Genomic DNA, 22,826 nt, shown 5'->3' on the forward strand with positions numbered 1-22,826 from the left:
CCGTGGATTTCAAGCTCGCAGCGGTCGTCGTGCCGGTCGCGGACGTCGACCGGGCCCGGCATTTCTACCGGGCGCTGGGGTTCCGGCTGGACACCGACCGATCACCCAGCGCTGACGCCCGGATCGTCCGGCTGACCCCACCCGGCTCCACCTGCTCGATCCTGATCGGCACCGGAATCGACATCGGAATCGACACTGGAACCGGCAACGGGACCGGCAACGGGATCGGCTCGGCCGTACCGGGCTCGGCCCGCGGCCTGCTGCTCAGCGTGACCGACCTCGCCGAGGCACGAGACCAGCTACTGGGCTGCGGCCTGGCCGTGGGGCCGGTGAGCGAGTTCCCCGGCGGGTGCGCCTGTGCGGAATTCAAGGACCCGGATGGCAACGGGTGGATCCTCGTGGAGGCGCCTATTGTGGCAACTCCATGAAGGAGGTGGTGATGCCCGCACTCGATGCGATCTCACACCTGTCGCTGACCGTGCGCGACCCGCAGTACAGCGCCGGTTTCTACAACCGCCTGCTCGGCTCCGAGACGGTCTTCGCCGCCGACGACGGCACCCTGATCATCCTCGCCCGGCCTGGCGTGATGCTCGCGCTCCGCGGCCACCCCGGTACTGCGGACGACACGTTCGACCCGGCCCGGATCGGCCTCGACCACGTCGCCTTCCAGGTCCCGACCCGCGACGAGCTGGAGGCCTGGCACAGCACGCTGACCGCCGACGGCGTCACCTGCTCGGAGATCGCGCAGAGCCCGTTCGGCCTGCATCTCAACCTCAAGGACCCCGACAGCATCGCGATCGAGCTGTTCGTCCCCGACCCGCAGTGAATGGAGCAGTGATGACCGAACTGGACGGCCAGACGGTTGTGGTGATCGGCGGCAGCCTGGGTATCGGCCTGGAGACCGCCCGGCTGGCGCGGGCCAAGGGCGCCAAGGTGATCATCACCGCCCGCAACGCCGAGCGCCTGGCGGCGGCCGGCCAGGAGCTCGGCGCCGAGACCGCCGCCTTCGACGCCACGGACTTCGCCCAGCTCAACACCTTCTTCGCCGGCTTGCCGACCCCGATCGACCACATCCTCGTCACCGGCCCGGGCCCGTACTACGCTCCGCTGCCGGAACTCGATCTCGACCGGGCCCGCGAGGACCTGGAGTCGCATCTCCTGCTCCCGATCCAGATCGCCAAGCTCTCGATCGGCAAGGTACGCCCGGGTGGAACCCTGCTCTTCATGGGTGGCACCGGCGGCCGGCGCAGCGCCCCCGGCATGTCCGTCATCGGCGCGCTGACCGCCGCCGGACCTGCCCTGACCAGGAACCTCGCCGTCGAACTCGCCCCGATCCGGGTCAACCTGATCGCGGCTGGCTTCGTCGACACTCCCCTGTCGGCGACGCTGCTCGGCGATCAGCTCGACGCCCGGCGCGAACAGCTCCGGTCGACGCTCCCGATCGGCCGGGTCGTCGGCCCGGAGGACATCGCCAACCTGGCCGTTCACCTGATGATCAACACCGCCTTGACCGGCGCGACTTACGACATCGACGGCGGCCAGCAGCTCGTTTAGCCGAAGGTGAAGACGTAGGCCTCGGCACCGGCTTCAGCGAAGGTGACCTCCACCGTACGATCCCGCACCGGCCCGTCCTGCCGGATCAGCTGGTACATCCGGCCGGCCTCGAGCAAGCCGTTGCCCTCGGCATCGACATCGACGCCGTGGGACGCGCCGGGTGGCTGTCCGTCGAGGAGCACCCGGAACGGAATAGGGTCGCTCCGCCGCGACGACAGAACCAGATGTGCATCCCTCGCGTGGAAGGGGAAGGCGATGCTGCCACCGGCCTTGTCCAGTACGACGTACTCCCGCTCCACCCGCCAGTCGCCGATCAGCCCGTCGATCGGCTCACCGCGGGTGTAGCCGAGGTACGTCTCCGGAGTCCGCAGGTTGACCCAGTCGGCCTCCGCCTCGACGCCCACACCCGAGACGGAGACAAGCTCACGCTCGATCCCCAGCAACTGCTGAATCACGCGCTCGGACTGCTCGTACCGACCCTCGCCGAAGTGATGATCCCGGATCTTGCCGTCGCGGTCCACGAAGTACAGGGCCGGCCAGTAGTGGTTGGCGAAAGCCGTCCAGATCCCATAGTCGTTGTCGAGGGCAACGGGATAGTCGATCTCCCGCTCCGCGACCGCCAGCCGGACCCGGTCGAGTTCATGCTCGAAGGCGAACTCCGGCGTGTGCACCCCGACGACCACCAGCCCGTCGTCGCGGTAGGCACGCGACCAGGCCCGGACGTACGGCTCGGTGCGCAGCCAGTTGATGCAGGTCAGGGTCCAGAAATCAACCAGCACGACTTGCCCGCGCAACCGGTCCAGGGCCAGCGGCCCTGTGTTCAGCCAGGCGCTGGCCCGATCGAACGACGGCATGTGCATCCCTGCGAACATGACCAACCTTCCAGCCGGAGTCAGCCCCTGCGCTCGATCGCCCGGAGCGTCTTCTCGAACGTCTTGCCGATGATCCGCTGCCCGCCGACGGTCAGCAGTGCGCCCAGCAGCTTGCCCTTCAGACCCATCCCGACCCGGTCGACGACGACCGCGATGTCGGTCTTGCCGTCGGGCCGCTCGGTCAACGTGTACTCGTGGCCGGAGCCCGGGCCCCACAGGTTGGACTCGGTCGTCTTCAGCACGATGTGGTGCGGGTCGGTCCAGTCGTAGGCCAGCCGCTCCCAGATCCCGTTCGAGCCCTCGGTGACGTCGGCATGGCCGGGGCTCTGGCTGTGCACCTTCAGGTAGCCGTCGGTGCTGTTGCCGAACAGCTCGCCGCGGCCGGGGCCGAAGTCGGTGAGGCCGGCGATGAATTGCTCGGGTGTCGCGGTGGTGCTCTGGGTGAAGCGAATTGTCGCCATAGTCGAACCATACCGGCGGCGAGGCGGCCGGACGGCCACCTCGCCACTGCCTGTGGATGGCTACTCGGGCAGGTCCCCGCCGGACTGCTCGGCGACCATGTAGGCGGCGTACCAGGCGGGCCACTGCTCATCGTGTTCGCCGGTGCGCTTCTCGTGTTCGCCGTGCGCGGTGGCCGCCCGGATCAGGGCGTCCTGGACGTCCTGCACCGAGGCGTACGTCGTCTCACCGGAGTCGATCCGCCCGGGGAGGCGCTTCGTGATCTCCTGCAGGAGCCAGGTGTTGCCGTCGGGGTCGCTGAAGGTCGCGAACGAGCCGTAGCTGGCCGCGTCCTCGGCCCGGCCACTCTCCCGCCCTTCGCCGTCCGCCGCGAACTGGGCGCCGGGCGCCACGCTGTGGAACACCTCGCTGACCTTGGCTCCCTTGGCGAGGAGCTCCTCGCGAGCGGCCTCGATGTCGGTGACGACCAGGTAGAGCCCCTGGGCCGAACCGGCCGGCGCCGAGGTGATCTTCGACCCGAACTGAACGGACGCCGGCGACCCCGGCGACGTGAACTGCACAACCCGGAAACCGTTGTCGAACGCGAAGTCGGCGTCCAGCCGCCAGCCGAGATCGCCGTAGAACGCCTTCGCCCGATCCACGTCGGTGACCGGGATGACCACTGCTTCGAGCTTCAGATCGCTCATTGCCTTTTTCCTCCTGAGTAGGACTGCTGACTACCACCCTCGCTCTCCAGCCCCACTCTCGCACCAGTGCGACCCCCCGGTCATCGCACTGGCGTGCTGGATGTTGTAGGCGCATCATCGGCTGTATGGGGTGGTACGTCGTGCGGATCCAGGTGCGGATGGGCTGGCCCGCGTCGGCGTCCGAGTTGCACGAGATCCGGTACGCCGGGCACCGGCTGCCCTGGCCGATGCGGCTGCGCTCCGACCTCTGCTTCATCCACGGCGACGTCGAGTTCACCCTGCGCACCCGGAGCCAGACGCCCGCGATGGCGATCCAGCAGGTCAGGCTCGCGCTGCCGATGCTCCGGTTGCGTCGCGAGCGGGTCGAGCGGATCGACGTACGGCGCCTGCACCCACTCCCCTCGCGCCGGGACCTGCTGGCCAGCTGGATGCCTCCCCCGGATCGGCGGGGTCTCGAGAGGCGACGCTCCGTCGTACGCTGAATCCGGCGGGTAACAAGAACATTCGGCCTCCTGACTGTTCAGCTGTTGTTCGCCTTGGCCAGTGAGGATCAGCTCCTACGTCCAGGATCCAAGGAGTTCCACCATGTCTCTCGACCGTCGTTCTGTCCTCCGGGGTGCCGCCGTCGGCGCCACGGGTGTCGGCTTCGCCGCCGTCGGCGCCGTCCCCTCGCTCGCCGAGGCGACGCCCGAGCCCGCTGAAGGCGGCTCGCGGCCGTTCCCGACCAACCGCCCGTTCCCGCCGCTGATGGACGACCCCAAGGGTCTGCTCGCGCTGCCCCCGGGCTTCAAGTACGCCGTCGTCACGCACGCCGGCGAGACCAAGCTGAAGAGCGGCCAGCCGACTCCGACGCTGCACGACGGCACCGCGGTGTTCGGTAACGGCACCAAGCAGTACACGCTGATCCAGAACCACGAGATCAGCGCCAACGACCCGCTCGGCGTACCGCAGATCCCGGGCACCGTCTACGACTCCGGCGTCGGCTCGGCCGGTGGCTGCACCGTCATCTCGGTCGACCGCGACGGCACCAACCACGGCGAGTGGGTCGGCATCTCCGGCACCCTGACCAACTGCGCCGGCGGCCCGACGCCGTGGGGCACCTGGTGGACCTGCGAGGAGACCGAGAACAAGGCCAACGGCACCACCCGGCTGAAGGACCACGGCTACGTCTTCGAGGTCTGGGGCGACGGCAAGACCGCGCACCCGGTGCCGCTGAAGGCGCTCGGGCGGTTCGCCCACGAGGCGGTCGCGGTCGACCGCGACAAGCAGCACGTCTACCTGTCCGAGGACTCCTCCAACCCGAACGGATTGTTCTACCGCTGGACCGCGCCGGCCGGCTACCGGCTCGGCAAGGACAGCTGGCAGGACCTGCAGGACGTCACCTTCGGCACCCTCGAGGCGATGGCGATCCTGAACGACGACGGCAAGCCGATCCCGGACGTCGCGTACCTGACCTCGGCGCAGCTGCTGCGTCCGTTCCGGGTCGCGTGGGTGCCGGTACCGGACCGCGACGCGGTCTCGGTCTCCACCCGCAAGCAGTTCACCGACGGCCAGGTCACCCGGGGCAAGAAGTTCGAGGGCGTCTACGGCACCCACGACGGCGTCTACGTGGTCAACTCGTTCGCCAAGATCGGTACCACCGACATCCCGGCCGACGGTGTCCCGCACGAGGGCATGATCTGGTTCTACAACTACAAGCACCAGACCATCCAGCTGGTCACCTACTTCCCGGCCAACCCGGCCGCCGACAAGGGCGCCGCGGCCCGGTACGACGACTTCAACTTCGACGCGCCGGACAACGTCACGGTCACCCCGTGGGGCTCGCTGATCCTGGCCGAGGACGGCCTGGCCAGCAGCCACGTGCTCAGCTCGGTCCCCGGCGGCCCGACGTACGCGATCGCCCGCAACATGCTCAACGACTCCGAGTTCACCGGTCCGACCTTCTCCGAGGACGGCAAGGTGCTCTTCGTCAACATCCAGACCCCTGGTATCACGCTGGCCATCACCGGCCCGTGGCGCGACTACCTCGGCTGAGACTGAGCTGACTCGTCGACCGGCCGGCAGCGCGCACCCGCGCGCTGCCGGCCGGTTTACGTTCCGGTGGCGATCGTGTGCAGCTGCCGCAGGTACGTGTCCACGTGGGATTCCAGCGTGGACGCGTCGAACATGGCCGGGGTGTAGGAGATCTTCCCGGTGAGCAGGCCGCCCGGGCGCTCGTCGATCGTCCACAGGCCGTCCAGCGGCACCGCCACGCCGTGCGGGCGGGAGCCGGGGCGGCGATCGAAGGAGACATAGGTCGCCGGCCCGAACTTGCGAGGCTCCCGCCGTCCCAGCGGGATGTGCTGGAACGGCATCAGCACGAAGGACTCGTCTGCCAGCAACAGGCCGGCGTCCGGCACCTCCTCCAGCAGCCGCAGGATCGGGAGTTCGTTGCGGTAGGCATCCAAACACGTCCGGCGGACCTCGGCGAGCGCCTCGCCGGGCGACGTCGACGTACTGAGATCCGTGCGGAGCAGGAGCGCGTTCAGGAAGAAGCCGACCGTCTCGTCGAGCTCCGGTCGGCCGCGGCCGGCGGTCAGGGTCGGCACGGTGAGATCGGTGGCGCCGGTCAGCTCGCGCAGGGTCAGCAGGTACGCCGTCAGGTGGACCATGAACGGTGAGCACCTCGCCCGGCGCGCTGCCTCCGTGAGCCGGACGGCGAGCGTTTTGTCGATGTCGAACCGAAGCTGCGCCCGGATCCCGTCGTCCTTCGCCTCCCGCGGCCGATCGGACGGCAACGAGGTGACGTCCACATCGGCCAGCTTGGCCGACCAGTAATCGAGCGCCCGCGCCGACCGCGGGCTGTCGCGCTGTGCCTGGTCGTCGACGGCGAAGTCCGCATAGGTGCTGCCGGCAACAGGTTGTACCAGGCGACCTTCGATGCGGGCCGCGTAGCAGGTGGCGAGGTCGCGGACGAGCAGATCCATCGACCATGCGTCGGCCGCCGAGTGATGCGCGACAAGCGCCAGCACACCGCCCGCCGCCGACGGCTCGCCTCCGCGCCGCCGCCCGTCCGTCGGCGACAGCTTCGCGTAGTACACCCAGAGGAGTGGTGATTGGTCGCCCGGATGCTCGCGGGCGTCGAGGCTGTCGAGGAAGTCGTCGGGGTCCGCGCCGCTGAGGTCGATCGACTCGAACCGGCCCGGGCCGGCCTCGTGGATCTCCTGCCAGGGCATGCCGTCACCGCCGTGCAGGGTGGCGCGCAGCGCGTCGTGGCGGCCGATCAGATCGGTGACCGCGAGCCGCAGCAGCTCCTCGTCGACGGGACCGCTCACCCGGTACGCCGCACTGATCACGAAGGCCGGACCGGTCGCCTGCCCTGGATGCAACACATCGAAGAAGCGCAGCAAGTGCTGCGGGAACGCCAGCGGTACCCGCGTCACAAACCCTCCCGAGTCGGCATCAGCCCCGGACGAAACCAAATTCCACCGACCCTGTCAAGACACTTCCACCAGGATGCAGAGGCTGCCCCGATGAACCGCTGACCTGCGTAAGGTCGCGACGCGTTGCCCCCGGATCGAAGGAGATCGCATGCCCATCGCGGCCCGCGTCGCCGAGCTTGTCGCCGACCACGCCCCCGCCGGCCCGACCACCCCGGCGGCCCCCGCCCGGCTGGTGGAGGACCTTGGCTTCGACTCCCTGCACCTGATGGAACTACTGGTCAGCCTCCAGATCGAGTTCGACCTGGAGCCCTTCGCCGACGCCGAACTGGTCGGCCTCAGCTCGGTCGCCGACCTCACCACGTTCATCACCAGCAAACTCAGCCCCGAGATCGACGATGCGGGTGCTTTGCTCGGGTGGCTCGCTTCGCCGCGGACCGATGCCGGCATCTCCTGGCTCGGCGACGACGGCGAGTGGCGCACGGCGTCGTACGCCGACCTGGCCGCCGCCGCACTGCGCACCGCAGCCTGGCTCCGCGAGCAAGGCGTCGAGCCAGGCGACGTCGTCTCGCTGACCCTGGCCGGTGTAGACGATTTCGTCACAGCCTTCTTCGGCGTACTCGCGGCCGGCGCCGTCCCCTCACCACTCGCTCCCCCACTAGCCCTCGGCTCCCTCGACAACTACATCGACCACGCCGCCCATCTCCTCACCTTGGCCGCCCCACGCCTGATCCTCGCCGACCCCACCATCACAGACCACCTGACAACCGCAGCAACCAAAGCAGCCCTGCCCTGCAAAGTCACCCCTCTGCAAGACACCCACGCCACCGGCACAACCCCACACCAGCCCGACCCGGAGGCGATTGCGTTGTTGCAGTTCACCTCTGGGTCTTCGGGGCGGCCTCGTGGGGTGCGGCTGACGATGGGGAATCTCGGGGCGAACATCGGGATGATCCGCCGGTGGCTGGGACTCGGCCGGGACGAGCTGACGGTCAGCTGGCTGCCTCTGCACCACGACATGGGGCTGATCGGTTGCCTGCTCACCCCGATCGTCAACCAGAGTCCGTTGCGGACGATGCGCCCCGACCAGTTCATCCGCGATCCCCTCCGCTGGTTGCGCTGCCTCGGTGCGGACGGGGCTGCGGTCGCGGTATCGCCGACGTTCGGGTTCGCCTACACGCTCAGCCGGGTACGCCCCGAAGCGCTGGCCGACCTGGACTTCAGCAACTGGCGCGTCGCCATCGTCGGCGCGGAGCGGGTGGATCCCCTTGTCCTCCAGCGATTCGCGGCTCTGCTCGAACCACACGGCTTCCAACCGGGCACCTTCCGCCCCGCCTACGGCCTGGCCGAAGCGACCCTGGCAGTCACCGGCACCCAGGGCGAAACCCCGCTGGCGATCCGCCCCGACTGGTCGACGATGCTCCCCGGCCAACTCGTCTCGGTGCTTGAGCAGGCGCCGCTGGGAGTGGTACCAGCCGGCCCCGGCTGGGTCACCTGCTGCGGACAACCACATCCCAGCCTGCTGCTCGAAGTACTGGACGATGAGGGTCGACCGCTGCCGCCCGGGCACCTCGGCGAGGTCGCCGTGTCCGGTCCGTCGATCAGCACCCAGGCGCACCTCGGCGGCTCGACCTCGGCCACCCGCTTAGCCGGGACTCAGCTCAGGACAGGCGATGCAGGGTTCCTGTACGCCGGTCAGCTGGTCGTCGTCGGTCGTACCGGCGACAGCCTCAAGGTCCGCGGGCGGCACCTGTTCGCCGAGGAACTCGAAGCGCGCCTCGTCACCGAGACCGGGATCCCGGCCGGACGGATCGCCGTCGCACTCGGCATCGCCGCCGGTCGCGAGACCGCCGTACTGGTCTGCGAACAGCCCCTGACCGACGACCAGCGAGCAGCAGCCGAAGCGGTGCTCACCCGCGAGACCGGCGGCGCCGACATCCGGATCGAAACCGGCCCGCGCGGGCTCGTCCTGCGCACCTCGAGCGGCAAGGCACGACGTCGCGAGCTTTGGCAGCGGTACTGCGGATGAGCACAACAGCACGCCGCCAGATCGTCGACGGCAGCACCGGCTTCGTCGGCGCCAACCTGATCCACCGGCTACTTGCCGACGGCAACCACGTCACTGCCCTCGCCAGGCAACCGGCCGAGACCGTCCGCCAACAAATCAGCACCGCCGCAATAGCGGACGCCGATCTGGACCTGACCCGCCTGGAAGTACTGGGCTGGTCGCTGGACGAGCCGGACCTCGGCCTGCCCCAGGCAACCCTGGAGCAGTTGTTCTCAGAGCCCTGCGACTACTGGCATCTGGCAGCGGCCATCACCTTCCGCCCCGGCAACCACGAGGAACTCCAGCAAGTCAACGTCGACGGCACCCGGACGGCCCTCGACGTCTTCCACAAATACGCGTCACCAGGCTCGCGGTTCTTCCAGGTCAGCTCCGCCTACAGCTGCGGACTCGTGACCGACGAAGTACCAGAGCTCTGGCACCCCTCCGCCGAACCACACGAGTTCCGCAACTACTACGAGTACACCAAGCGCGAAGCAGAGGTCCTGTACGCCGACACGCCCGGTGCCGTCCTCCGACTAGGCCAGATCGTCGGCGATTCGCGAACTGGCCGCGCCGCCACCGACTACGGCCTCTACGACTACATCCGCGCAATCCACACCATCACCCGCCGACGCCCGAACGAAAGCCTCCGAGTCGTCGGCGACCCCACCGCCGAACTCCACCTGGTCCCAGTCGACGCCTGCGTCCGCTGGATGATCGACCTGGCGACCCGCGACCTCAGCCAACTCGACGAGCCGATCATCCACCTCGTCGACAGCGTCTCGGTGACCGCCGCGAAGGTCGCCGAGATGATCAGCGCCCACCTCCCGGTGGACCTGCGAATCGCCCCACAAGACGAGGTGGCGGCCACACCGCTGAACCAGCTCGAACGCGTGCTGGAGGCGCGAATGACCTACACCGGCAAGTACATCTCGCGATCGATCAGGTTCCGCCGCGACAACCTGCCCGCACTCGGCATCGACGACCCGCCGACCGTCACCGACGACGTCCTCGACCGCCTCGTCGGCAGCTACGCCCAAACCCTCCTCGACCCGAAGAGAGCCAGCTGATGGAAGCTCAGGTCCGACAGATCTGGTCGGAGGTACTCGGCGTCGACTGCGAGCCGTCGACCACCTTCTTCGACGCCGGCGGCAACTCACTCGCCGCCTTCCGGATCCTCGCCCGGGTCGAGGCCGAGTTCGGCGTGCAGTTGGACGTGTACGAGCTGTTCGAGGACCCCACCGCAGCAGAGTTCACCGACCTGGTGACCGCTCAGACCCGGTAGCCGATCCGCTTGTAGCCGTTGACGAAACTCGACGCCAACCGCTCCGGCTCGCCGGCGAGCTGGAGCCCGGGCGCCTGCCGGAGCAGCTCGCGGAACACCGCGGTCAGCTCGATCCGCGCCAGAAACGCCCCGAGGCAGTGATGCGGCCCGCCGGCTCCGTACCCGACGTGCGGATTCGGATCGCGCGTCACATCGAACCGTGCAGGATCGGCGAACACCTCCGAGTCCCGGTTCGCGGACCAGTAGAAGAGCAGCAGCCGGTCCCCCTCGGCGTACCGATTGCCGTTGAGTTCGCAGTCGCGGCTGACCGTCCGGCGCATCCAGACAGTCGGTGAGGTGAGCCGGACGATCTCCTCGGCCGCCGTACCGCCATACCGGTCGTAGTCGGCGAGCAGCACGTTGCGCTGGGCCGGATTGTCCTGCAGCAGCAGGAGTCCGTTGCTGATCGCATGCCGGGTCGTCTCGTTGCCGGCGACCAGCAGGAGGATGAAGAACGACGCGACTTCGGCCCGGGTCAGCCGTTCGCCGTCGATCTCGGCCTGGATCAGCGTGGTCGCCAGGTCGTCGCGCGGATCGGTCTCCCGTTGCTTGACCAGATCGTCGATCAGCTGGATCAGATCGGCACCCGCGGTGAGGATGTTCGTCGCGACGTCCGGCTGGCCGGCGGCGTACTCCGGATCGAACGCGCCCAGGATCCGGCTCGACCGGCTGAAGACGAACTCGTACTCCGAGGGCGGCACCCCCGTCATCGAGCAGATGATCCGCAACGGCAGCGGCGCCGCGACCTCGGCCACGAAGTCACCGGAGCCTCGCCGCACCGCGGTCGTCACCAACTCGGCGGCGACCTGGTCGATCGTGCCGGACAACTTGGCCAGCGTGCGCGGCGCGAACGCCCGGGTGACGATCCGGCGGACCCGCCGATGCCGCTCGCCGTCCATGCTGAGCAGCGAGCTGAACGCCTCGTTGAACTCCACCGGCAGATCCATCACGCTGACGGCGCCCTGCCCCGACTGGAAGTCCTCCGGCCGCCGGGTCGCCTCGACGACATCGGCATGGGTGACCAACGCGTGGAACCCCTGCCCACTCGGCAGCCCCCACTCCACCTTGCTGCCACCGGGAAAGTACCGAGGCGCCGGCTCCGAGCGCAGTACTGCGAACGCCGCGTCGCGCTCCGCGTCGGGCAACCGCCAGAAGGCCGAAGAGGCCAGGTCGATCTCGTCCACTGACTGAGTGCTCATCGCTGAAGTCCTGTCAGTTGATCACGGCGAAGTTTGCCGCTGGTCCGGCGTGGCAGTTCGTCGACGAGCGCGAACGTCAGCGGTACCTTGCCGGCCGTCAGATTCGCCCGGCAGAAGTCCGCCAGCTCGCTCAGCTCAACGGGAGCAGCCGGTACGACGAGCGCGTGCACGCTCTGGCCGAGGTACTCGTGCGGCACCCCGGTGACAGCGACGTCGGCGACCGCTGGGTGCCCGGCCAGCACCTCCTCGATCTCGGCCGGGTAGACGTTCTGCCCGCCCACGTTGAGAACGCTGGACCGCCGGTCCACGAGGTACAGATAGCCGTCCGCGTCGAGCCGGCCGAGATCGCCGATGGACAGGTGGCCGTCGCGCTCGGCCAGCTTCGGTCCGCTTCCGACGTACTGCGGCTGCCGCGCACCCCGGAAGTAGATCTCACCGATCTCCCCCGGCCCGACCTGCTCACCGGACTCATCGAGCAGCCGGATCGCGCCCTCGGCGGGGCGACCCACGCTGCCCGGATGCGCGAGCCACTCGTCACCCCGGATGGCCACTGCCCCGATCCGCTCCTGGCTCCCGTAGTCCTCGTACACCCGCTCCGGGCCGAGCAGCTCGATCCAGCGCCGCTTCACGTGCTCAGGGCAAGGGCCGGCACCGTGGTAGAGCGACTCGATGCTCGACAGATCGTGGTCGGCCAGGCCCGGGACGTCGAGCAGCATCCGCAGGTACGCCGGGACGATCCGGACGTGCTGGACGCCGTACTCGGCCACCAGCCGAGGCCAGAGCGAGCCGACGAAGCGTTCCATGATGACGACCTGGTGGCCGAGCGCGAGTCCTTGGTAGAGCGCGCCGAATCCAGCGTGGTACATCGGCAGCACTACGAGCTGGACCTGCCCCTCGCGGACACCGTGCGAGATGTCGCTCGCGGACAGATAGTTGCCCTCGTCATACGCCCAGGGCTTCGATCGGACGATCACCCGCGGCTGACCGGTCGTACCGCCGGTAAGGGACGCCGAGCGCGGCATGCCGACCGGCTCGCGCGGCCGCGGATCGTCGCCGTACCAGTCGAGCGAGTCGATCAGGACGTGCTCACCGATGGCATCCCGGAACGCCGCCAGCTCACGGCCGGCAGCGGCGGAGTCGATCGGGATCACCAGCGCGCCGAGCTTCCACGCGCCAAGGGTCGCGCGGACATGGTCGAGCCCGGCCAGCAGCGCGATGGCGACCGTACTGTCCGCCGTGACGCCCAGCGTCGCCAGGCCGTTGGCGGCGCGGTTCGTGTCCCGATCGAGCTCGGCCCAGGTCAGCGACGCTCGCTCGCCTCTGGGCGGGACGCTGACGACCGCCGTCCGGTCGGGATGCTCGGCCGCCAGTTGCGCGATCCGGCTGCCGATGGTGATCGGGGCGGGCTGCATCTGTCTCCCTCGACTCGCGGGCTGCTCGACCGCAGGCTACGACGCCGGAAGGCCAGTCCGCGCCACCTTTCGAGCAGGCCTGAAAGGTGGCGCGGTTGGCCGCCTTCGCGGCTAGCGTTGCCGGTCTGGGGAGAACGACAGTGAGGATCGATGCCTTGAGCAACAACTTGCCGCCGTTGTTCGCCGGTGCGGCCGAGTACTACGTCCGCTACCGCAGCGAGTATCCGGCCCCGATCTTCACCGAGCTGGCCGGCCGGCTCGGTCTGGACGGCCGGCAGTCCGCCCTCGATCTCGGCTGCGGGCCGGGGATGGCGACGTTCGGGCTGACCGACCATGTCGCCACGGTGACCGCGGTCGACCCCGATCGCGAGATGCTTGCCGCCGGCCACGCACTGGCCGTCGAGAAGGGTGTCGACGGCATCGACTGGCGCGAGGGCAGCTCGGAGACGCTGGCCGGCTTGGGGGTCGGTCCGTTCGATCTGGCGCTGATGGCGGCCTCCTTCCACTGGATGGATCGGCCTGCGACGCTGGCGACTCTGGACGAGCTGATCAATCCAGGTGGCGCGGTGGCGATCGTCACCGGCAGCATGAGCGGGCTGGCTCGGGACACACCCAACAGGCCTGCTTGGGCCGAGGCGGCGTACACGACGCGGGAGCGCTGGGCGCCGTCGCGGCGGCGCTGGCGCGGCGATTCCTCGGACAACCAGAGCACCTACACCCTCCAGCGGGGCGAGAACCGGGCTGTCCTCGAAGACTCCGCGTTCGCCGACGTCGACAGCTACGAGCTGCACTGGCAGCGCACGCACACTGTCGACGAGCTGATCGGTCTGCTGATGACCGTTCCCGATCTCACCCCGACCGCGCTCGGCGACCGCGTCGACGGCTTCCGCACCGAACTGCGGGAGGCACTGCTCGCGGCCCAGCCCGGCGAGCGTTTCGTCGAACCGATCTGGACCCAGGTCCTGATCGGCCGCCGGCCGACGGACTGACCGATGAACCTCGACCAACTGCTCGCCACCGATCCGATCCTCCGCCTGTACGCCGCCCCACCCGGCACCACCACGGTCCCCCTCCACCAGCTAGGCACCGTCCTCCCACCTGCCCAGCCGAGCACCACCGTGTCGCCCGCCCAGTTGAGCGGCGTGGACTTCGCCGACCCGGTCGAGTACTTCGTCCGGCCGTTGTTGCGGGTGTTCCGGCGTGGCCTGGACAAGTACGGCCTGCTCCTGGTCGACGCGGGATCGCCGCAGAACCACTTCGAGGTCGATGACGAACAGCGACCCACCGGCCGCGTGCTGGTCACCTGGCCGAGCAGGCTGACTACCAACGGACCGACCGCTGTCGAGGTGCTGGCCGACCTCTTCGGGACGGACATCGCCGAGGTGATCCGCGCCGAGCTGCGATTCCTGCAGCCGGAGATCGCCAAGCTGCTCGGCGCCGACAAGCGCTGGGCCGACTATGTCCACACCGCACCGGCCGCCGACCAGCAAGCCACCGATGCCGTCGCCGAGCTGGTCAGCAAGCAGCAAGCAGCGCGATGGCGGGGCGCCGACCTTCCTGCCTCGGTCGTCCGCTACGTCGGCACGCGGCCACCCGGCTGGGCCCGTTTCGAGACTGAGCTCTTCCATCTCGGCGGCCGCCTGGTCGGTCCGGAGTCAACCTGCCGGGCTGTTGCCGAGCTGCCCGGCCAGAGCCTCGACCGCGCTCCACACAACTGGGGCGACGAACCAGCGACCTCCCACCAGACAACGCTGTCCGCGCTGCGCCTCGGCGATCTGCGCCCGGCCCCGCTCGCCGCCCGCCACGGCGTCCACCTGTCCGCCCAGGAGACCGACGAACTCATTGATCGGCTCGTCAGCGAGGCGCACAAGGCCGCCGCCGCCCACGCCCAGAAGGTCCTCCGGACAACAACAGATCCACTCGAGCGGATCTACGAAGTACTCCAGCGGCGACCGTTCCGGGCCGGTTCGCGGGCGAACTACCGCCCGGCGGACATCTGTCGCGACCTCGCGGTCACCGTCGAACGCGGGCAGCCGCTGCGCCTGAGCAAGCTCCTGTTCGCCGTCAAACACTGGCACAACCGGCTGAAGGCTGCCGGCCCGCTGCCCGACCTGACCGAGCTCGCGATGATCGTCCGGATCGTCGAGCTGGTCACGACACTGCGGGCCGTCTACCCGCCGGGGGTCCAGGACTTCCACCTGATCAACGACGGCGAGCACTACCGCCCCCATCCGGACGCTCCCTTCGCCGATGGGGTGCGAACGCTCCGCCGGTACGCCGATGCCGTCGGCGCCGACTTCCTCCGGTTCCGCGACATCGACGAGTTGGCCGGCTGGACCTACGAACCCCACGTGCTGACGGGGCACGCGAAACTGGCAAGGGACAACCGCGAGGCCTACCGCGCCCGCTTCGACGGGCTGGACGTCACCGACGAGCCGATCGACACGCTGCATCGGGCGGCAGCGCTCGACCCGTCGCAGAACCTCGTCCCGCTGTTCCGGTCGCTGGTGTTCTCGGTGCCGATCCCGGGCGAGCCCGATCCACGCTGGTCACAGCGGGTGCTGGCCGAGCTGTACGACCTCGGCCCGTCCGTGCCTTCCGACGTGCGGTCCGCGCGGCGGGGAGTGCTGCTGGCCGCTTGGACGGATGCCCTCGAGTACCTCAGCATGTCCGTGGCGGACGCGGAGTACGACTATGTGGACAACCTCGTACCGGGGGCGCTCAGAATCACCCAGCGACCACGTCCTGGGCGAGCCGCTTTCGGTCCGCTGAGTGGCCGGTCGGTCGGGCCGGGCCACGCGACCGGAGTCATCGACGCCCGCGGCATCGTGACCGCCGACTTCCACGTGGCCTTGCTCGACCAAGGCTTCGTACCACTCCACACACCGCTGCTCGGCGATTCGCAGCCGTTCGCCATGGTGCCGGCGACCGCCGTCACCGACGGCCGCTTCGACCTCCTCACGGCAACCCGGCTCAGAACCAGATGACTCAACCGGTCTGAGTGCTCTTCGCCGTACTGCGCTCAGCCGCCTTGCCCGGCAGGTCCTCGGCCAGGAACGCGTCGCGCGGGTGCTGGACCGAGGCGAGCGAGACGATGTCCCGGCCGAAGAAGAAGCCGGTGATCCAGATCGACAGGACCCGGATCTTGCGTTCCCAGGTCGGGACGGCCAGGACGTGGTAGCCGCGGTGCATCAGCCAGGCGGGCAGGCCCTTGATGACGATGCGGCGGTACTGGAAGATCCCGCGATAGAGCCCGAGCGTCGCGACCGAGCCGAGGCTGTGGTGGACGTAGTTCTTGGGCTCGCGGCCCCGGAGTACGGCGATGATGTTCTTGGCCAGCAGCTTGCCCTGCCGGACCGCGTGTTGCGCGTTCGGCACCGTGAGGGCGCCGGGGACGCCGGAAGCGAGGTCGGGAACCGCCGCATCGTCACCGGCGCCCCACGCATCGGGGACCACCTCGGCCGCCGTACCGACGCGGAGGTCGGCGCGCACGCTCAGCAGCCCCCGCGGATCGATCGGCAGGTCGGTGTGGCTGCGGACCATCGGGTTCGCGGCATTGCCGGCCGTCCACACCATCAGCTCGGTGTCGAACTCCTCGCCGGTCGACAGCACCACGTGGCCGTCGGTCGCCGACAACACCTGGCTGTTCAGGTGGACGTGTCCGCCACGCTTCTCCAGTGACCGCACCACCCACTGGCCGGGCACATCGGTGACCTCGGGCAGGATCCGGCCCGCCGCCTCGACGAGGTGGAACTGCAGCTCGCTCGCGTCCAGCTGCGGGTAGGACTTCAGCAGCGAAGTCGCCAGCGACAGCAGCTCGCCGAAGCCCTCGACACCGGAGAAGCCGCCGCCGACGAAGGTCGTGGTGAGCAGCCGCTGGCGGAGCGGGCCGGGCTCGAGGGCGGCCGCCTGGTCGAAGGCAGTGAGCAACCGGTCCCGGATCGCGACCGCTTCCTCGACGTGCTTCATGCCGATCGCCTGCTCGGCGACGCCGGGGATCGCCAGCTTGCGGGTCACCGCACCCGCAGTGACCACGATGATGTCGTAGCCCACCTCCAGGTCGGGCCCGAGCGACGGCCGGACGGTCACCGTCTTGTGCCGATGGCAGATCGCGGTGACCGTACCGGCCAGGATCCGGGTCTTCTTGAGGTGCCGCCGCAGCGAGACGGCCGCGTGCCGGGCCTCGATCGACCCGGCCACCACCTCGGGCAGGAACGGCTGGTACGTCATGTACGGGCGGGGATCGACCAGCACGATCTGCGCCTCGCCCCGCCGCAACTTCTTCTCCAGCCGCCAGGCCGTGTAGAAGCCGGCGTACCCGCCACCAACCACCAGGATCGTCCGCACGATGTCCTCAGCTCTCTAGGTCTCTCACAAGATAAGACCAGATAGCCCTCCTGGATGTGACATCGCAAGCGGTCGAGACTTGATCACTGGCGAACAGGCGGGTGAGCCGTTCGCCTTGCCGGGCTGGGCAGTTCTACGACGCGGTCGAGCGAGGGAGGCGCCCGGCGTCAGTACGCGATGGATCTCGCTGAGCAGAGCGGCCTTGTCCTCGACCGTGCACAGCACTCCGAGACACCATGCGGCGTCGACGGAGCCTGTGCGGAGCGGAATCCGGGTTCCGTCGGCAGCCAGTACGGGCAACCCGAAGAGCCGCGCCGCAGCCCGGCCGGCAGCCTGCATCGGCTCCAACAAGATCGGCCGTACTCCGAACCGCTCAGCGGCCCAAGCAGCCGGCCCACCGGCTCCCGCGCCGACGTCGAGCAGCCGGGTGCCGGCCGACAACTCGCACGCCTCGGCCAGCCAAGCCAGTGCCGCGGGACTGGCACTGCCCCGGCAAGCAGCCGGGATCGCATACCGGATGCCGAGCTCCTCGACGGCGTCGGCAGTCCACCCCGCGACATCGTCGAACTCGGCAACCATCGCCGCCACTGTCACGGCACGCTCCCGTCTGATCCAAACACCAGGTCAGCACTAAAGACAGAGCAGCCCGTCGGCGTGTGACAGCTCAGCTCGCGGGAGTTCTGGTGTGCAGCCGACGCAGGCCGAACGCCGTCGCGATGGCGCCGGCGCTGAGGTCGTACCGGCCACCGAGTCCGATCACGAAGTCGAGCAGGAGGAAGAAGGCGATCATCCCGGTGATGACGCGGAGTGCGTCGCGGCCGTGGAGTCCGCCGCTCGCGTACCGGCGTACGAGGAGAATCGCCACGGCGATCGGGAGCAGCGAGATCAGGATGCCGATCGGCCAGGGCAGGTTCGTCGAGGGGATCGCGTAGACCAGGATGAAATGGGTCGCGGCGGCGACGAAGGCGATCCAGGCGAGGCCTCGTCGGCGGGCTGCCTCGACGGTCGGCGGCCGGCGCGGTGCGAGGAAGGCGCAGATCACCAGCAGGACGCACAGGGCTCCGGCGGCGATCAGCACCGGGATCGGGGGCACGTAGAAGTCGGCCGATCCGAGCGGTACGAGGATGAGGAACGCCACCGCCGCGATCGGAAGGCCGCGTCGGCCCGCCCAGGCACGATCCCGGTAGGTGGGGAACAGGCGCTCGACCACCAGGATCGAGGCGCAGATGCTTATCGCCGTGTGGAAGGCGGTCAGGTGGGTCGCCAGCAGCAGATTCGTGTGCCAGACCTCGCTGTAGTCGCCCACCTTCGTGTCGGCCCAGAACTTCGGGTCGAACCAGAAGCGGTCGATCAGCCCTTCCTCATAGACCCCGTACGCCGCACCGAGCAGACACAATCCGAGCAGGCCGAATCGGTACCGCCGGGCGATCTCCCGGCAGATCAGCGCTCCGCAGCCGTACAGGCCGACCATGATCGGCAGCCGCCACGGGAGCAACAGGTCGAGTGGTGCGGTCGCCGTCGAGAACGTCTCGCCGAAGAACGGCGCGATCAGCAGGATCGCCAGCGCGGGCGACTTGACCACCCGCGCCACCCGTCCCATGAGGCGAGTGAACCATCGGAGGGCCCGCCGTGACGCATCTTCGGTCTCGGGCCCGTCGACGAAAGTCCCTCAGCCTGGGGTGGTGGTGGGGCAGACTGCGGTGGTGCGGTCGGGGTGGGAGTTGAGTAGGGGCTTGGCGCGGTGGCGGCCGAAGTTGAATTCGAGCCAGTCGTCGTCGCTCGGATCATGGCCCTTCAGCGCGCAGTTGGCGGCCTGTTCGGGGAGTTTGGCGAGGACAGGTACGGCGTCGTCGGAGAGGCCCTGCAGGAAGATCCAGTCGACCTTGCCGGTGGTGGTGTAGCGGTCGACGTTGTGTTGCGCGATCCATGCGTCGGGGTTGATCGCGCCCAGGCCGAGTAGCAGCGCCGCGCCGCTGAGCAGGGCGGCTCGCGGCAGCCACGTCGCCTTGAGCGTGATGCCGGTGACGATGACGCCGACCACCAGCAGGCCGAGCCAGCCCTCGAAGACGTCCACCAGCAAGCGCAGTTGGGTGAAGCCGTACGCCTCTTGGTACAGGTGCATGCGGTAGAGCGCGGAGGCGACGACCACCAAGGTCAGCACGCACAGTACGCCGAGTGAGCCGCGCAACCAGGCGACGTCGGCGGGCGTAGTACGCGGTGCTTTGCGGGCGGCTGCCCAGACCACGAGCAGGGTGAGGGCGGTGGCGACGGTGAGCTGGCCAAAGCCCTGGTGGACGTACTCCGCGTAGGTGAGGCCGGTGATCCGCTCGACGTACTCGTGCCCGCCGAAGCTGGCCGTCGCCTGGGCGATGAGGAAGACGAGGAAGACGGCGTCCACGAGCAGTACCGGGGCCAGCCACTCGTAGCGCCGGGCGACCGGACGTACCGGGTCGTTGCCGGTCTCGACGTTCGGCGGGTTCAGGCCGAGGTAGGTGGCGGCCAGCACGATGCCACCGATGAAGACGGTCAGGAAAGCCCGCAGGACGAAGGAATCGAGGTTCAGGTCGGGGACGATCGCGCCGGCCCATTTCTTGAAGAGCGCATCGGCGGAGGCGAACAGCAGGCCGAAGACGAGGACGCCCAGGACGGACCAGATGACCGTACGAACCGCAGCCGCGCTCTTCCGCACGCTGGTTACGGCTTGCAGCGAACGGCCGAGCCAGGGCAGACCGCGCAGTCCGGCGAGCGGCAAGGAGATACCGGAAAGGATGAAGGCGGGCACGGTCCGGCCGTTGACGAGCCCGACCACGCAGAGCACGCCGCTGGCGAGGATGGACAGGACCGCGATCCACTCGGCGTCGCGGACGACGGTGGTCGTCGCCAGGAGGACGCACAGCGCCGCACAGGCCTGGGTGAAGCGGGATCGGCGGTTGGCGCTGAAGGTCAGGATCACGCCGCCGGCGGCGAGGATGACGATGGCATAGCCGATGCCCATGTCGCGGAACGGCAGGATGATCCCGGCCAGCAGCCCCGCCGCGAGGCTGTAGAGCACGGCCCGCACGTTGCCGGGCACCCGCGCATCAGGCCAGAACTTCCCGAACAAAGCGTCCATCGGCGACTCGGGCCCGCTGGGCCTGGCGGGTGCGGGCAGTGTCGGCGGTGCCGGGGTAACGGGTTGGGACATGGCGGGCTCCTTGGCCTGCTCGGGCAGCTTGGCGGGCAAGTGCGTGGCGGTGGGCAGCTGACGGGGTTGCCGTGGGAGGTCGACGCGGACCCGGGCGCCGGGGGCGTCTGGTTCTGGTTCGACGAAGTGGATGGTGCCGCCGTGGAGGTCGGTGACCCAGCGGGCGATGGCGAGGCCGAGGCCGGTACCACCGCCGCCCTCGGTCTCGGCCAGCGTGCCGAAGCGCTCGAAGACGCGGTCCCGATCGGCGACCGGGATCCCCGGTCCTTCGTCGGTGACCTCCAACCGCCAGCCGTCGGCAGTCGCGAGCGCCATCAGCCGGACGACCCCACCGGCCGGGCTGTGCCGGGACGCGTTGTCGAGCAGGTTCGCGACCAGTTGATGCAGCCGGGACAGATCGGCCGGCACTGTGAGCCACGTCGGCGTGACCTCGACCTCGTACCGGACCTCGCGACCCGACACCTTCGCCTCGGCCACCGCCTGCTCCAGCAGCGAACGCACCTCCACCTCAGTGGTCGACAGCTTGGCCTTCCCGGCGTCGACCCGGGCGAGGTCGAGCAGATCGGAGGCGAGCGCGGCCAGCCGCTCGGCCTGGTCGAGCGCAGTACGAAGGGCAACGGGATCCGGCTCAGCCACCCCATCGACGAGGTTCTCGAGGACCGCGCACAACGCCGCGAGCGGAGTACGGAGTTCGTGACTCACATTGGCCACCAGTTCGCGCCGCTGGCGGTCGACGGCTGCGAGATCCTCGGCCATCCGGTTGAACGCCCGAGCCAACTCCCCTACTTCATCGCTCGAAGTCGCCGTCACCCGAGCGGAGTAGTCACCGCGAGCCATCCCCCGGGCCGCCGCGGTCATCTCACGCAGCGGCGACGTCATCCCAACGGCCAGCAACTGAGTCACGCCGAGCGCGAGAGCGACCGTCACCGGGACGGTGAGCCAGAAGGGCACGCTGCCGACAGCACCGGTCGCCGCGAGGATCGACGCCACGGTGACACTGACCGCGACGAGTAGCCCGAGCTTGACCTTGACCGAGGTGACCTGGTTGAGGATCGGAGAGCTCATGCGCTCGGCTCCAACGCGTAGCCGACGCCATGCACGGTACGGACCCGGTCGGCGCCGGTCTTCGAGCGGAGCGCCTTCACATGGCTGTCGACCGTGCGGGTGCCGGATGCTCCCGGCCAGCCCCAGACTTCGGCGTACAGGTTCTCTCTGGTCAGTACTACGCCAGGACTGGCGGCCAAGCAGAGCAACAGGTCGAACTCGGTGGGCGTCAGATGTACTTCGCTCTCCGCGACCCAAACCCGCCGGGACGCCGCATCAATGCGTAGGTCGCCCAGGTCAGTGGTTGTCGAGCGCGTGGCCAATTCAGCCGCCCGGTCAACACGGCGAAGCAGTGCACCGACGCGGGCCACGAGTTCCCGCATCCGGAACGGTTTGGTGAGGTAGTCGTCGGCGCCGACGCCAAGGCCGACCAGGATGTCCGCTTCGTCGTCGCGAGCGGTCAGCATCAGCACCGGTACCGGCCGCGCGGCCTGGATCCGCCGGCACACCTCATGACCGTCGAACCCGGGCAGCATCACGTCGAGCAGAACCAAGTCCGGTGCCGTCTCGGTGAACTGCGAGACGGCACCAGGCCCGTCCCAGGCCTGGACGACCTCGTACCCGTGGCCGCGCAACCGATCGGTGACCGCCTGGTTGATCACCGGCTCGTCCTCGACCACGAGGATCCTGGCCCCTGCGCTGACTGACATAGCTTGAGACTAGGAGTCCGCACGGTCGGGAATGGCGGACGACTCGTGAAGGTTTTGTGCAGGTCCCGCCTCAGCCCGCGACGGCGGCGACCGCCTCGAGGATCGTCGCGGCGACCGCGGCCGGCTGGGAGACGCTCAACGCGTGCGACCCACCGGCGACCTCACGGGTACCGCGGGAGCCGGCCCGCTCGGCGAAGTACCGATGCGCCGCGACCGGGATGTTCAGGTCCTGGTCACTGATCACGAACCACGAGGGGATGGTGGTCCAGGCCGGCTTCTCGGTCGGCAGGGCATCGGTGAGCGCGGTCTGGGTGACCGGGCGCTGAGTGGCAGCCATCAGCGCGGCCTGCTCGACGGACACGTCCGCGCAGAACTGGTGATGGAACAGCTCCGGCCTGATGGCCAACTCGTTGCCACCGGTGGCCACCGGGTAGGCGTTGAGCGCCTCGATCGACTGCGCCTGCAACTGCTGGATCACGCCGTTCCAGCTCGCCGACTCGGCGAACGCGCCGTGGACGAGTACGACGACCGGCTTCTGCTCACTCATGTCTGTTGCCTTCTCTGGCTGC

At 69.0% G+C, this 22,826-nt stretch carries 22 protein-coding genes; 10 read left to right on the forward strand and 12 right to left on the reverse strand.

The window, feature by feature from the left end; genetic code table 11:
• The first annotated feature begins 2 nt into the window (after positions 1 to 2).
• Genes AB0M15_RS27235 through AB0M15_RS27245 form a run of 3 tightly spaced genes read left to right on the forward strand, consistent with a single transcriptional unit; the run spans position 3 to position 1,554 of the window.
• Entirely contained in the window at positions 3 to 428 is a 426-nt protein-coding gene (locus AB0M15_RS27235) for a VOC family protein (RefSeq protein ID WP_363824280.1), read from the forward strand.
• A gap of 11 nt (positions 429 to 439) precedes the next feature.
• A complete protein-coding gene (locus AB0M15_RS27240) occupies positions 440 to 826 on the forward strand; it encodes a VOC family protein (protein WP_363824281.1) in 387 nt (128 codons plus the stop codon).
• 11 nt (positions 827 to 837) lie between these two features.
• Positions 838 to 1,554, forward strand: a complete 717-nt coding sequence (locus AB0M15_RS27245) for an SDR family oxidoreductase (protein ID WP_363824282.1) — start codon at positions 838 to 840, stop codon at positions 1,552 to 1,554.
• Here AB0M15_RS27245 and AB0M15_RS27250 read toward each other — a convergent pair.
• Genes AB0M15_RS27250 through AB0M15_RS27260 form a run of 3 tightly spaced genes read right to left on the reverse strand, consistent with a single transcriptional unit; the run spans position 1,551 to position 3,571 of the window.
• On the reverse strand, positions 1,551 to 2,426 hold the full coding sequence (locus AB0M15_RS27250) for a redoxin family protein (protein WP_363824283.1): 876 nt from the start codon (positions 2,424 to 2,426) through the stop codon (positions 1,551 to 1,553). The genes AB0M15_RS27245 and AB0M15_RS27250 overlap by 4 nt on opposite strands.
• Positions 2,427 to 2,446: 20 nt before the next feature.
• Positions 2,447 to 2,887: a hypothetical protein gene (locus AB0M15_RS27255; RefSeq protein ID WP_363824284.1), complete on the reverse strand. Its 441-nt coding sequence runs from the start codon at positions 2,885 to 2,887 to the stop codon at positions 2,447 to 2,449.
• Positions 2,888 to 2,947: 60 nt separating this feature from the next.
• Positions 2,948 to 3,571 (reverse strand): VOC family protein, encoded by a 624-nt coding sequence (locus AB0M15_RS27260; protein WP_363824285.1) that lies wholly within the window; start codon positions 3,569 to 3,571, stop codon positions 2,948 to 2,950.
• A 125-nt stretch (positions 3,572 to 3,696) separates the two neighbouring features.
• On the opposite strand from AB0M15_RS27260, the gene AB0M15_RS27265 reads away from it, so the two are divergent.
• Together AB0M15_RS27265 and AB0M15_RS27270 are read left to right on the forward strand one after the other, a co-directional pair.
• Entirely contained in the window at positions 3,697 to 4,053 is a 357-nt protein-coding gene (locus AB0M15_RS27265) for a hypothetical protein (protein ID WP_363824286.1), read from the forward strand.
• Positions 4,054 to 4,156: 103 nt separating this feature from the next.
• Positions 4,157 to 5,605, forward strand: coding sequence for an alkaline phosphatase PhoX (locus tag AB0M15_RS27270; RefSeq protein WP_363824287.1), 1,449 nt, complete (start codon positions 4,157 to 4,159; stop codon positions 5,603 to 5,605).
• A gap of 56 nt (positions 5,606 to 5,661) precedes the next feature.
• Here the strand turns inward: AB0M15_RS27270 and AB0M15_RS27275 are convergent, their stop codons facing one another.
• Positions 5,662 to 6,993, reverse strand: coding sequence for a condensation domain-containing protein (locus AB0M15_RS27275; RefSeq protein WP_363824288.1), 1,332 nt, complete (start codon positions 6,991 to 6,993; stop codon positions 5,662 to 5,664).
• Positions 6,994 to 7,141: 148 nt separating this feature from the next.
• On the opposite strand from AB0M15_RS27275, the gene AB0M15_RS27280 reads away from it, so the two are divergent.
• From AB0M15_RS27280 to AB0M15_RS27290, 3 genes are read left to right on the forward strand one after another with little or no spacing between them, the layout of a single operon-like run.
• Positions 7,142 to 9,019 carry an AMP-binding protein gene (locus tag AB0M15_RS27280; protein WP_363824289.1) on the forward strand — a complete coding sequence of 626 codons (1,878 nt, stop codon included), beginning with the start codon at positions 7,142 to 7,144 and terminating at the stop codon, positions 9,017 to 9,019.
• Positions 9,016 to 10,107, forward strand: coding sequence for an SDR family oxidoreductase (locus AB0M15_RS27285; protein WP_363824290.1), 1,092 nt, complete (start codon positions 9,016 to 9,018; stop codon positions 10,105 to 10,107). The genes AB0M15_RS27280 and AB0M15_RS27285 overlap by 4 nt, the downstream gene beginning before the upstream one ends.
• Complete coding sequence (locus AB0M15_RS27290) at positions 10,107 to 10,322, forward strand: acyl carrier protein (protein ID WP_363824291.1); 216 nt, start codon at positions 10,107 to 10,109, stop codon at positions 10,320 to 10,322. Before AB0M15_RS27285 ends, AB0M15_RS27290 begins: the two co-directional genes overlap by 1 nt.
• Here AB0M15_RS27290 and AB0M15_RS27295 read toward each other — a convergent pair.
• A complete protein-coding gene (locus tag AB0M15_RS27295; RefSeq protein WP_363824292.1) occupies positions 10,310 to 11,560 on the reverse strand; it encodes a cytochrome P450 in 1,251 nt (416 codons plus the stop codon). The two genes, AB0M15_RS27290 and AB0M15_RS27295, sit on opposite strands and share 13 nt — an antisense overlap.
• Complete coding sequence (locus tag AB0M15_RS27300; RefSeq protein WP_363824293.1) at positions 11,557 to 12,972, reverse strand: AMP-binding protein; 1,416 nt, start codon at positions 12,970 to 12,972, stop codon at positions 11,557 to 11,559. Before AB0M15_RS27300 ends, AB0M15_RS27295 begins: the two co-directional genes overlap by 4 nt.
• 155 nt (positions 12,973 to 13,127) lie before the next feature.
• Between AB0M15_RS27300 and AB0M15_RS27305 the strand changes: the two genes are divergently transcribed.
• Entirely contained in the window at positions 13,128 to 13,961 is an 834-nt protein-coding gene (locus AB0M15_RS27305; RefSeq protein ID WP_363824294.1) for a class I SAM-dependent methyltransferase, read from the forward strand.
• Between the two features lie 3 nt (positions 13,962 to 13,964).
• Positions 13,965 to 15,959, forward strand: coding sequence for a hypothetical protein (locus AB0M15_RS27310; protein ID WP_363824295.1), 1,995 nt, complete (start codon positions 13,965 to 13,967; stop codon positions 15,957 to 15,959).
• Position 15,960: 1 nt separating this feature from the next.
• On the opposite strand, the gene AB0M15_RS27315 is transcribed toward AB0M15_RS27310, so the two are convergent.
• The 6 genes from AB0M15_RS27315 to AB0M15_RS27340 form a co-directional block, all read right to left on the reverse strand.
• Positions 15,961 to 17,319, reverse strand: a complete 1,359-nt coding sequence (locus AB0M15_RS27315; protein ID WP_363824296.1) for an NAD(P)/FAD-dependent oxidoreductase — start codon at positions 17,317 to 17,319, stop codon at positions 15,961 to 15,963.
• 24 nt (positions 17,320 to 17,343) lie between these two features.
• Positions 17,344 to 17,913, reverse strand: coding sequence for a class I SAM-dependent methyltransferase (locus AB0M15_RS27320; protein WP_363824297.1), 570 nt, complete (start codon positions 17,911 to 17,913; stop codon positions 17,344 to 17,346).
• 70 nt (positions 17,914 to 17,983) lie between these two features.
• On the reverse strand, positions 17,984 to 18,919 hold the full coding sequence (locus AB0M15_RS27325) for a hypothetical protein (protein ID WP_363824298.1): 936 nt from the start codon (positions 18,917 to 18,919) through the stop codon (positions 17,984 to 17,986).
• 69 nt (positions 18,920 to 18,988) lie between these two features.
• The gene (locus AB0M15_RS27330) at positions 18,989 to 21,568 is read right to left on the reverse strand and encodes a DUF4153 domain-containing protein (protein WP_363824299.1); all 2,580 of its coding nucleotides are present in this window, start codon (positions 21,566 to 21,568) and stop codon (positions 18,989 to 18,991) included.
• Positions 21,565 to 22,257, reverse strand: coding sequence for a response regulator transcription factor (locus tag AB0M15_RS27335; RefSeq protein ID WP_363824300.1), 693 nt, complete (start codon positions 22,255 to 22,257; stop codon positions 21,565 to 21,567). Before AB0M15_RS27335 ends, AB0M15_RS27330 begins: the two co-directional genes overlap by 4 nt.
• A 70-nt stretch (positions 22,258 to 22,327) precedes the next feature.
• On the reverse strand, positions 22,328 to 22,804 hold the full coding sequence (locus AB0M15_RS27340; RefSeq protein ID WP_363824301.1) for an alpha/beta hydrolase: 477 nt from the start codon (positions 22,802 to 22,804) through the stop codon (positions 22,328 to 22,330).
• Between the last annotated feature and the right edge of the window lie 22 nt (positions 22,805 to 22,826).

Origin of the sequence: Kribbella sp. NPDC051718 (genome assembly GCF_040681515.1) — a bacterium.
Lineage (GTDB): Bacteria > Actinomycetota > Actinomycetes > Propionibacteriales > Kribbellaceae > Kribbella.

Excerpts from the sequence above, each read along its gene's own strand:
- AB0M15_RS27240 (WP_363824281.1), top strand. The coding sequence starts at position 440 with ATGCCCGCACTCGATGCGATCTCACACCTGTCGCTGACCGTGCGCGAC.
- AB0M15_RS27245 (WP_363824282.1), top strand. The coding sequence starts at position 838 with ATGACCGAACTGGACGGCCAGACGGTTGTGGTGATCGGCGGCAGCCTG.
- AB0M15_RS27250 (WP_363824283.1), bottom strand. The coding sequence starts at position 2,426 with ATGTTCGCAGGGATGCACATGCCGTCGTTCGATCGGGCCAGCGCCTGG.
- AB0M15_RS27255 (WP_363824284.1), bottom strand. The coding sequence starts at position 2,887 with ATGGCGACAATTCGCTTCACCCAGAGCACCACCGCGACACCCGAGCAA.
- AB0M15_RS27260 (WP_363824285.1), bottom strand. The coding sequence starts at position 3,571 with ATGAGCGATCTGAAGCTCGAAGCAGTGGTCATCCCGGTCACCGACGTG.
- AB0M15_RS27265 (WP_363824286.1), top strand. The coding sequence starts at position 3,697 with ATGGGGTGGTACGTCGTGCGGATCCAGGTGCGGATGGGCTGGCCCGCG.
- AB0M15_RS27270 (WP_363824287.1), top strand. The coding sequence starts at position 4,157 with ATGTCTCTCGACCGTCGTTCTGTCCTCCGGGGTGCCGCCGTCGGCGCC.
- AB0M15_RS27280 (WP_363824289.1), top strand. The coding sequence starts at position 7,142 with ATGCCCATCGCGGCCCGCGTCGCCGAGCTTGTCGCCGACCACGCCCCC.
- AB0M15_RS27285 (WP_363824290.1), top strand. The coding sequence starts at position 9,016 with ATGAGCACAACAGCACGCCGCCAGATCGTCGACGGCAGCACCGGCTTC.
- AB0M15_RS27290 (WP_363824291.1), top strand. The coding sequence starts at position 10,107 with ATGGAAGCTCAGGTCCGACAGATCTGGTCGGAGGTACTCGGCGTCGAC.
- AB0M15_RS27295 (WP_363824292.1), bottom strand. The coding sequence starts at position 11,560 with ATGAGCACTCAGTCAGTGGACGAGATCGACCTGGCCTCTTCGGCCTTC.
- AB0M15_RS27300 (WP_363824293.1), bottom strand. The coding sequence starts at position 12,972 with ATGCAGCCCGCCCCGATCACCATCGGCAGCCGGATCGCGCAACTGGCG.
- AB0M15_RS27310 (WP_363824295.1), top strand. The coding sequence starts at position 13,965 with ATGAACCTCGACCAACTGCTCGCCACCGATCCGATCCTCCGCCTGTAC.
- AB0M15_RS27325 (WP_363824298.1), bottom strand. The coding sequence starts at position 18,919 with ATGGGACGGGTGGCGCGGGTGGTCAAGTCGCCCGCGCTGGCGATCCTG.
- AB0M15_RS27330 (WP_363824299.1), bottom strand. The coding sequence starts at position 21,568 with ATGAGCTCTCCGATCCTCAACCAGGTCACCTCGGTCAAGGTCAAGCTC.
- AB0M15_RS27335 (WP_363824300.1), bottom strand. The coding sequence starts at position 22,257 with ATGTCAGTCAGCGCAGGGGCCAGGATCCTCGTGGTCGAGGACGAGCCG.
- AB0M15_RS27340 (WP_363824301.1), bottom strand. The coding sequence starts at position 22,804 with ATGAGTGAGCAGAAGCCGGTCGTCGTACTCGTCCACGGCGCGTTCGCC.